The following is an 8614-nucleotide window of genomic DNA, read 5'->3' on the forward strand; positions in this document are numbered from 1 at the left end:
CTGCTGCGCAGGCGCTCGGTGTTGTCCGGTAACGACGTGACGCCTACCAGGCTGTCGCGTGCCAATTGTTGTAACTGGGGCAGGTCGGTTAACTCGACTGGGCGTAAAACCAGCATGGCTGCACTCCTGTATCAAAGGGTTCGGTGATGTGCACCGAACCTGACTATCACTGTCGGGGTCCACGCGTGAAAGCAGCGGTCGCCTGATTTGTTGTCAGACGCCGCCCATTTTTTATTCAGCCGGTGCTTCCACCAGAGAGATGCTCAAGTACCGGGTGTTGTTTTTCGGGTGCCCCTGGTCAGTACGTCAGGCAGCTTTCTGTCCGGGGGTGAACGATGGGGAGGCGTACACATCCTTATTTTTCATCCTGCAGGTGGGTGTCAAATTCGCCTCGCAGTGCGTTGATGCCTTCCAGTCGATTGTGAAGGTCGGGGCTGCGCAAGGTCATGCAGGCAATCAATGCCTCAACCTGAGCCAGCGCTGGAACCATGGTGTCGAAAGTCGACACCGACTCCACCGGCGCACTGATGATCAAATCAGCCATCTCGCGCAACGGTGAAGCATAGATGTCAGTGAACAATACCACCCGTGCGTGTCGATTTTTGACGGCGCTGGTCAAGCGCAAGGTTCGCGACTGGTAGCGGCGATAGTCGAACACCAGCACGACGTCCTGTCGCTGCACGTCGAATACTCGGTCCGACAGTTGTGCGTTGTCTTCCAGGGYAAAACAGTCGGGTCGCAGCAGGCGCAGGTGGTGGAGCAAATAGTGGGCGAGGAACCTGCTGAGGCGCCCGCCAAAGCAATGCACCTGATGGCGGGTATCGAGCAGCCATTCGACAAGGATCCGGATGTCTTCGGGCTGGGTCAACGCATGTGTATCCACCAGAGCTCGATGGCTATCCTCCAGAGAGTGGCTCCATGCATCGCCTTGTTGCAACTGGGCGCTGGGAGACCGCAAGCGGTGGTCCATGTCGCTGAGCAGGGCCTCCTGGAATTCAGCATAACCGCTGAATCCGAGTTTTTTCACCAGGCGAACAATGGTGGGATCGCTGACACCGGCATGTTCGGCCAAACGCGACATGGGGCCGAGTCCGTTACGCGGGTACTGGTCCAGCAATGCACGTATGACTTTGCGTTCCGCTGGCGTCAATTCCAGGCCAGCGTCGGTGATCAGGTCTCTTAGGGTGGGCATCCGGGCTCCTGCTGGATGGGGGTGTCGGTTTCATTTCATAAGTTGCTAAAACAGTATTTGTGTAACGGACTCTACAAGTCTAGTGAATTTTAGTGTGATTTTTTCGACCAAAAAAACCGGGTAAGACCCGCGTGCTACAAGGATTACACGGAAGTGGAAAGGGCTTGTAGGACATCGCCTATAACTGTGTCGTACATTGCCGAAATTCATCTAACCATTGGGGCGGAAACCCGTGCTAACGATTAAAACGAAACGCCCTGAACCGGGCTTCTTGCGGCACAATTGGGCAACTTATTGCGGCGTGTTGCCGTTTTTTGTTTCATCGACAGGGTGATCATCCGTGCAAGCAACCCGTTTGACTCTGATCTGCCATGCGCGAACCGTCGCACAAAAATTTGCGAGTTTTCCTACGAATGAACCGTTGGAAATGGATTGGCAATCGGCACTGGGTTCGCGTCGTCACGGGTTCAAAGGAACACCGCGTTTACTTTGCGCACCGGAGTTGCGCACCCGGCAAACCGCCGCCTTGTTTGGCGATGAAGTTGAAGTCGTGGCGGCATTGAGCGATTGCGACTTCGGACATTGGCAGGGCGTCACCATCGATGAGTTGCAAACATCGCAAGCCGAGGCACTCCAGAGCTGGCTCGATGACCCGACCTCGGCGCCACATGGCGGTGAATCGGTGGTGCAATTGGGGCAGCGCGTGGAGCAGTGGCTGAAAACCCTAGAGACGACACCAGGGCATGTTATTGCGATCACCCATCCATTTGTCATACGCGCCGCGCTCACCCATGTGTTGCAAGGGGCGGCGTTCAACCAAATCGATGTTGAACCGTTGTCAGCCATCGAATTGCGCTTCACMGGGCGCTGGCGCCTGCGATTGCTCGGCACTGATGCCCAAGGAGTGCAGTGGTGAGAAAACTGTTGGTCATCGGCATCGGCGCCGGCAATCCCGACTACATCACAATGCAGGCCGTGAAGGCTCTGAACCTTGTCGATGTGTTTTTCCTGATGGACAAGGGCCAGAGCAAAGACTCACTGATCGACCTGCGGCGCGAGATCTGCGAGCGCTATATCACCGATCGCGACTACCGCTTCGTCGAAGCCCACAGCCCCGAGCGTGAGCGCGGTGATGTGGATTACACGACCAGTGTTGAAGACCTCAACTTGGCCAAGCAGATGACCTTCGAGCGGCTGATCAACGAGGAAATGACTGACGAGCAGTGCGCCGGTTTTCTGGTGTGGGGCGATCCTTCGCTGTACGACAGCACCATCAGGATTTTGCAGGCGATTCTGGCCTCGGGCCGCTGTATGTTCGAGTTTGAGGTAATCCCCGGCATTMCCAGTGTCCAGGCGTTGGCGGCACAGCATAAAGTGCCGCTCAATCGCATCGGTCGCTCGATTGAAATTACCACCGGTCGACGGCTCGCGATGGGGCAGGTGAGTGATGCCGACAGTTTGGTGGTGATGCTGGATGCGCAGGATGCCTACCATCGGGTGGCGGATCAGGAGACCGAGATTTACTGGGGGGCATATTTGGGGACGCCGGATGAAATCCTGATCAGCGGCAAGCTCAGGGATGTGGCAGATGAGATTGAGCGGGTGCGCAAGGCGGCTCGGTTGGCGAGTGGGTGGATTATGGATACCTACCTTCTGCGTAAACCCTGAGGTCGGCGGTGTCTGGGCGGACGCCATCGCCAGCAGGCTGGCTCCCACAGGGTATTTGTTGCACCCAATCCAATGCCCCACAGGAGATCCAATGTGGCAGCGAGCCTGCTCGCGACGAGGCCCTCGAAAATACCTCAAATGGCAGCCTTGGCCTCACGCCCAAACCGCTCCCGGTACACCGAAGGCGGTACGCCCACCACCCCTCGAAACGCCACCCGAAAACTCTCCACGGATCGATACCCGCACTGCTCGGCAATCAGATCCGTATTCTGCCCGGTGCTCTCCAGCAACTCTCGGGCCCGGGCCAGTCGCTCGTGCTGCAACCACGCTTTGGGCGGCATCCCGGTGGCTTCTGTAAACCGGCGCAGAAACGTCCGTTCACTCATCGCCGCCTCACTCGCCAGTTCACGAACCTCCAGCGGTTCGTGCAAGCGTTCGCGCGCCCACTGCATGACCCGTGACACATCGCTGCGCGGCGTCGGGCTGACCGGTGTCGGAATAAACTGCGCCTGGCCGCCGGTGCGTTGCGGCGACATCACCAGCCGTCGCGCCACCGAATTTGCCACCTGCGTGCCGAAATCCCGCGCCACCAAGTGCAGGCAGGCATCAATACCCGCCGCGCTGCCAGCCGAGGTAATCAGTTGACCAGAATCGACATACAACACATCCGGGTCCACCAGAATGTCCGGAAAGCGTTCGGCCAGTTCGGTGGTGTAGCGCCAGTGGGTGGTGGCGCCGTGTCCGTTCAGCAAACCGGTCGCCGCTAACACAAACACGCCGGAGCAGATCGACAGCAATCGCGCGCCTCGCGCATGAGCCTTGCGCAGGGCGTCGAGCAAGTGCTCGGGCACCGGCGCATGGCGGTCGCGCCAGCCGGGAATGATGATGGTCCGGGCGTCTTCGAGCAGTTCCATGCCGCCATCGGCCAGCACCTGAATCCCGCCCATGGCGCGCATCGGGCCCTGGTCCACGCCGACAATCCGGTGTTCGTACCACGGGAAATCGAACTCGGGCCGCGCCAGGCCGAAGATCTCCACGGCGATGCCGAACTCGAACGTACAGAGGCCGTCGTAGGCCAGAATCGCGACCAATCCAGGGGTGGGCTGCATTTGGCGGAAAATTCCCGGTGAGTGTCTTGTTCGCCACTGTAGCGGCAAGTGGCGGGCGGATAAAGTCTTCTCACACCCACCCGAACTTTGGAGTACAGCCAATGACCAGCTTGGTCCGTGAAATTCCCGCCGCCCCTTCGGCCATCGCCCTGATGCATTTCAGCAACCGTCTGACCTTCGAAACCGACTGTTCCGACGTCCACGGCAGTCAACAGGCCGGCGAGGTGGATTTTGTGTTGGTGGATGTACGCGGTCCGTTGGCGTTCGAACGTGGCCATGTGCCGAGTGCGATTAACATTCCGGGTCGGTTGCTGACCGCTGAAAGTCTGGCGGCTTACCCAAAAAACAGTCTGTTCGTGGTGTATTGCGCTGGCCCGCATTGCAACGGCGCCAACAAGGCCGCAGTGAAACTCGCGGCGCTGGGTTACCCGGTCAAGGAAATGATCGGCGGGGTAACCGGGTGGCTGGATGAAGGGTTTGAGTTGAATACTTCGGTGCAACGGCCAACCACGGCCACCATTGGTTGTGAATGCTGACATTCAAGCAACACAAAACCCACTCACCACAAAAACCCCAATCACCACAAAAAACTCGAAGCCTGACGCTCAGCGAACGGTTGAGGTAACCACCCACCACCCATCCAGCGTCGCCTGCAACCAGTCATAAACGGCGGTGTAAGCGGCGCTGTCCTGTTCACCTCGGGGCAACGGTGACTCCTCGGCAAAGTGTTCATTGAGCATTGCCACCGACTCGGCATTCCATTCCGGATGGAACTGCAATCCCACCCGCGTCGGCCCCACGCGATACATCTGCTGTTCGCATTGAGCACTGCTGGCCAACAATTGCGCTCCAGGCGGCAGGTCAAGCGCGTCTTCGTGCCATTCGAGCACCTTCAGCCGTTGCCCATCGCTGAACGTCACCTCAGTCCAGCCAGTCTCCATCTGCGCCATCCGCCGAACCTCGCCGCCCAGGCTCAACGCCAGCAATTGCGCCCCCAGGCAAATCGCAAACACTGCCGCGCCCTGATCCAGGCTTCCCGCCAGCCACTGCCGTTCCGCCTCCAGCCACTGTGGCCCGGCGTCGGATTCATAGGGCCCGCCCAACACAATCACCGGCGCCGCGCTCACGGGCGGCAATTGACCGAGGTCGGCGCGATAGACTTTCAGCGTCAGCCCTCGGGAGTTGGCCCAGAGAGCAATCGCACCCGGCCCTTCGGCGGGGTGATGCTGGATCAGATTCAATGTTGGCATCAGGCTTCTCTGTCGTATTTACGTGTAGGTTTTGTCTGAAAAACGGGCTTGTCCTGCAGTCTTTGCACCGCTGTGGCGCACGCTACAAAGTGCGCTATTGCACCAGCCACTTTTCTATAAGTATTTGTCGCTTGAACACAATTTGCCCGTCGGCAGCCACTCTAGACTGCCGGCCACTTCGGTTTTCACCGGCCGAAATCCGATCGTAAGCTGCCAATAAAAGCCTCCGCACACAGGAGTTATAAATGAAAAAGCTAGTGATGTTCGGTGCCCTGGCACTGTCGATGTTGTCCCTGACCGCTGTGGCCGCAGACGCCAAGCCGATCCGCATCGGCATCGAAGCCGGTTACCCGCCATTCTCGATGAAAACCCCTGACGGCAAACTGACCGGTTTCGACGTGGACATCGGCGATGCGCTGTGCGAGCAGATGAAGGTGAAGTGCACGTGGGTCGAGCAAGAGTTCGACGGCCTGATCCCGGCACTGAAAGTGAAGAAAATCGACGCGATCCTGTCGTCCATGACCATCACCGACGACCGTAAAAAGAACGTCGATTTCACCATCAAGTACTACCACACCCCGGCGCGCTTCGTGATGAAGGAAGGCACCGACGTCAAGGATCCGCTGACCGATCTCAAAGGCAAGAAAGTCGGTGTGCTGCGCGCCAGTACCCACGACCGCTTCGCCACTGAAGTGCTGGCGCCGGCCGGGATCGTAGTGGTTCGCTACGGTAACCAGCAAGAAGCCAACCTGGACATGGTCTCTGGCCGCACTGACGCGCTGCTGGCCGACTCGGTCAACCTGGACGACGGTTTCCTGAAAACCGACGCCGGTAAAGGTTTCGTGTTCGTAGGCCCTGAGTACAACGATCCGAAGTACTTCGGTGGCGGCGCCGGCATTGCCGTGCGCAAGGGCGATACCGCGCTGGCTGACCAGTTCAACGCTGCTATCACCGAAATTCGCGCCAATGGCAAGTACAAGCAAGTGCAGGACAAGTACTTCAAGTTTGACGTTTACGGCGAGTAATCACGCCGTTCAAAAAAGTGGCAACCGTTGACGCGGTTGCCATTTTTTTTGTGCATTCTCTCTATCAACAAAGAACCCTGTAGGAATGAGACTTTGTGGCGAGGGGGCTTGTCCCCGTAGGGCAGCGAAGCGGCCCCAGCATTTCAGCGACAAACCGCGTTTACGACTGCTTCGCAACCGAACGGGGCGATGCGGCGTTCCGACAAGCCCATCGCCACAAAGGCTCACTCCCATTGGGTGATTTTCCACAGTTGATGTTCACCGTTCAGGTATCAGGAGTTTATCCATGCAACGCATCGACCATTCACTGCCCTGGAGCCACCTGGGCACCGAACGTACCCTCAGCGTATTTCGTTATGGTGCGGGCACGCGCAAGGTCTACATCCAGGCCAGCCTGCATGCGGACGAGCTGCCGGGTATGCGCACGGCGTGGGAACTCAAAAAGCGCCTGATCGAACTCGAAACCCAAGGCCAACTGCAAGGCATGATCGAACTGGTACCAGTGGCCAACCCGATTGGTCTGGATCAGCACCTGCAAGGCAGTCACATGGGCCGCTTTGAACTGGGCAGCGGCAAGAACTTCAACCGTTCGTTTGTCGAGCTCAGCGCACCGGTAGCCGCGTTGATCGGCGACCAATTGGGCGACGATGCGCAAGCCAACATCGCCCTGATCCGTCAGACCATGGGCCAGGTGCTCGATGGCTTGCCGGCACCGGCCTCGCAGCTGGAAGCCATGCATCGCTTGCTGTTGCGCCATGCGTGCGATGCCGACATCACCCTTGATCTGCATTGTGATTTCGATGCGGCGATTCATATCTATGCGTTGCCGCAACACTGGCTGCAGTGGCAATCCTTGGCGGCGCGGTTGAAGGCCGGCGTGGCGTTGTTGTGCGAAGACTCTGGCGGCAGCTCCTTCGACGAGTCCTGCTCTTCGCCGTGGTTGCGTCTGGCGCGCGCGTTTCCTGAGGCCGCCATTCCCCCGGCCAACCTGGCGACGACTCTGGAACTGGGCAGCATGGGTGACACGCGGGTCGATCAGGCTCAGGCCAATTGCGAGGCCATCCTCGGTTTCCTGGCCGAGCAGGGTTTTATCAAAGGCACCTGGCCGGCGGCACCGAGTGAGTGCTGTGAAGGCATGCCGTTCGAAGGCACCGAGTACCTGTTCGCGCCGCATCACGGGGTGGTCAGTTTCCTGCGCGATGCCGGTGAATGGGTGGAGCGCGGCGATGCGCTGTTTGAAGTGGTTGATCCGTTGAATGACCGGGTGACCACGGTGTGCGCCGGGACCAGCGGTGTGTTGTTTGCGATTGATCGCGGGCGATATACGCAACCGGGGACGTGGCAGGCGAAAGTCGCGGGGCGCGAGCCGATTCGTGTGGGCAAGCTAATCAACGACTGAGATTTTTCGCTGTATTCAAGGGCCTCTTCGCGAGCAAGCCCGCTCCCACATTTTATCGGCGTTGACTCGGTCAAATGTGGGAGCGGGCTTGCTCGCGAAGGGGCCATCAGCAACACCCAATATCCCCCGGCAGGTATCAGAGTGCTAGGCTCACCCCCGAATCCTGTTTCCTGTGAAGGAAGGCTAATGTTGAAATTTCTCGCACTGCTGACACTGCTGGTATCCGCCACGGTCCACGCTCAATCCCCGCTGCAAACCGATTTGCCACTCAAGTACCTGGAACAAACCAACGCGGATACGCCAAACCAGCCGCTGGTGATTTTCCTCCATGGTTACGGCAGTAACGAGCAGGACCTGTTCGGCATCAAGGATGACCTGCCCGCGAGCTACACCTACCTGTCGGTGCGTGCGCCGATCACGATGGAAGAGGGCAGTTATCAGTGGTTTCGCAAAAAGGGTGAGGGGGCCTATAACGGCGAGACCGACGACTTGAAGACCAGTGGCCAGGTGTTGCTGGATTTCATCGCACAAGCGGCGAAGAAATATCACACCGAACCGGACAAGGTGGTCCTGGTGGGATTCAGCCAGGGCGCGATCATGTCCTACGAAGTGGCGTTGCGGCACCCCGAGGCGCTCGGCGGCATTGCAGCTTTGAGCGGGCGGATTCTGCCGGTGCTCAAATCCGCGCTTAAACCGGATGAAAAACGCCAGACGCTGGCGATTTTCATCGGTCATGGCAAACAGGACAACCGCTTGCCGTACAAGGACGGCACAGACGCCAACAGCCTTCTGCAGAGCATTTCACTCACGCCTGAGTTTCATGGCTACGAAGGTCTCGGGCACTCCATCAGCGCGGCCGAAATCGAGGATTTGAACGCCTGGCTGCAGCGCCTGAACCCCTGAGGCTTATTTGCCGGTGACGATTTGTTTAATCAACGTTTCGTGGTCGGCCATGTCACCCGGACGAGAGA

At 58.6% G+C, this 8614-nt stretch carries 10 protein-coding genes; 6 read left to right on the forward strand and 4 right to left on the reverse strand.

Features of this window, described 5'->3' with window-relative positions; all coding sequences use genetic code 11:
• Both AC1DRJ_RS14110 and AC1DRJ_RS14115 read right to left on the reverse strand, forming a co-directional pair.
• A partial coding sequence (locus AC1DRJ_RS14110) for an arginine N-succinyltransferase (RefSeq protein WP_477802707.1) occupies nucleotides 1-116 on the reverse strand: 116 nt, incomplete at its 3' end.
• Nucleotides 117-355: 239 nt separating this feature from the next.
• Nucleotides 356-1192 carry a MurR/RpiR family transcriptional regulator gene (locus AC1DRJ_RS14115; RefSeq protein ID WP_477802698.1) on the reverse strand — a complete coding sequence of 279 codons (837 nt, stop codon included), beginning with the start codon at nucleotides 1190-1192 and terminating at the stop codon, nucleotides 356-358.
• Between the two features lie 340 nt (nucleotides 1193-1532).
• On the opposite strand from AC1DRJ_RS14115, the gene AC1DRJ_RS14120 reads away from it, so the two are divergent.
• Both AC1DRJ_RS14120 and cobF read left to right on the forward strand, forming a co-directional pair.
• Complete coding sequence (locus tag AC1DRJ_RS14120) at nucleotides 1533-2108, forward strand: histidine phosphatase family protein (RefSeq protein WP_477802699.1); 576 nt, start codon at nucleotides 1533-1535, stop codon at nucleotides 2106-2108.
• Nucleotides 2105-2860 carry a precorrin-6A synthase (deacetylating) gene (gene cobF / locus AC1DRJ_RS14125; protein WP_477802700.1) on the forward strand — a complete coding sequence of 252 codons (756 nt, stop codon included), beginning with the start codon at nucleotides 2105-2107 and terminating at the stop codon, nucleotides 2858-2860. Before AC1DRJ_RS14120 ends, cobF begins: the two co-directional genes overlap by 4 nt.
• Before the next feature lie 134 nt (nucleotides 2861-2994).
• Here the strand turns inward: cobF and ftrA are convergent, their stop codons facing one another.
• Complete coding sequence (gene ftrA / locus AC1DRJ_RS14130; protein ID WP_477802701.1) at nucleotides 2995-3969, reverse strand: transcriptional regulator FtrA; 975 nt, start codon at nucleotides 3967-3969, stop codon at nucleotides 2995-2997.
• Between the two features lie 101 nt (nucleotides 3970-4070).
• On the opposite strand from ftrA, the gene AC1DRJ_RS14135 reads away from it, so the two are divergent.
• Nucleotides 4071-4505: a rhodanese-like domain-containing protein gene (locus tag AC1DRJ_RS14135; RefSeq protein WP_477802702.1), complete on the forward strand. Its 435-nt coding sequence runs from the start codon at nucleotides 4071-4073 to the stop codon at nucleotides 4503-4505.
• A 69-nt stretch (nucleotides 4506-4574) separates the two neighbouring features.
• On the opposite strand, the gene AC1DRJ_RS14140 is transcribed toward AC1DRJ_RS14135, so the two are convergent.
• Complete coding sequence (locus tag AC1DRJ_RS14140; protein WP_477802703.1) at nucleotides 4575-5219, reverse strand: type 1 glutamine amidotransferase; 645 nt, start codon at nucleotides 5217-5219, stop codon at nucleotides 4575-4577.
• A gap of 245 nt (nucleotides 5220-5464) precedes the next feature.
• Here AC1DRJ_RS14140 and AC1DRJ_RS14145 point away from each other — a divergent pair, with 245 nt between their 5' ends.
• The 3 genes from AC1DRJ_RS14145 (at nucleotide 5465) to AC1DRJ_RS14155 (ending at nucleotide 8546) form a co-directional block, all read left to right on the forward strand.
• The gene (locus tag AC1DRJ_RS14145; protein WP_477802704.1) at nucleotides 5465-6244 is read left to right on the forward strand and encodes an ABC transporter substrate-binding protein; all 780 of its coding nucleotides are present in this window, start codon (nucleotides 5465-5467) and stop codon (nucleotides 6242-6244) included.
• Between the two features lie 286 nt (nucleotides 6245-6530).
• Complete coding sequence (locus AC1DRJ_RS14150) at nucleotides 6531-7643, forward strand: succinylglutamate desuccinylase/aspartoacylase family protein (RefSeq protein WP_477802705.1); 1113 nt, start codon at nucleotides 6531-6533, stop codon at nucleotides 7641-7643.
• 186 nt (nucleotides 7644-7829) lie between these two features.
• Nucleotides 7830-8546, forward strand: coding sequence for an alpha/beta hydrolase (locus AC1DRJ_RS14155; RefSeq protein WP_477802706.1), 717 nt, complete (start codon nucleotides 7830-7832; stop codon nucleotides 8544-8546).
• Nucleotides 8547-8614: the final 68 nt, after the last annotated feature.

Source organism: Pseudomonas sp. P5_B2 (assembly GCF_056400445.1).

What these genes read in the sequence shown, in the direction of transcription:
- ftrA (WP_477802701.1), bottom strand. Translation starts at nt 3,969, where the DNA reads ATGCAGCCCACCCCTGGATTGGTCGCGATTCTGGCCTACGACGGCCTC.
- AC1DRJ_RS14150 (WP_477802705.1), top strand. Translation starts at nt 6,531, where the DNA reads ATGCAACGCATCGACCATTCACTGCCCTGGAGCCACCTGGGCACCGAA.
- AC1DRJ_RS14140 (WP_477802703.1), bottom strand. Translation starts at nt 5,219, where the DNA reads ATGCCAACATTGAATCTGATCCAGCATCACCCCGCCGAAGGGCCGGGT.
- AC1DRJ_RS14135 (WP_477802702.1), top strand. Translation starts at nt 4,071, where the DNA reads ATGACCAGCTTGGTCCGTGAAATTCCCGCCGCCCCTTCGGCCATCGCC.
- AC1DRJ_RS14155 (WP_477802706.1), top strand. Translation starts at nt 7,830, where the DNA reads ATGTTGAAATTTCTCGCACTGCTGACACTGCTGGTATCCGCCACGGTC.
- AC1DRJ_RS14145 (WP_477802704.1), top strand. Translation starts at nt 5,465, where the DNA reads ATGAAAAAGCTAGTGATGTTCGGTGCCCTGGCACTGTCGATGTTGTCC.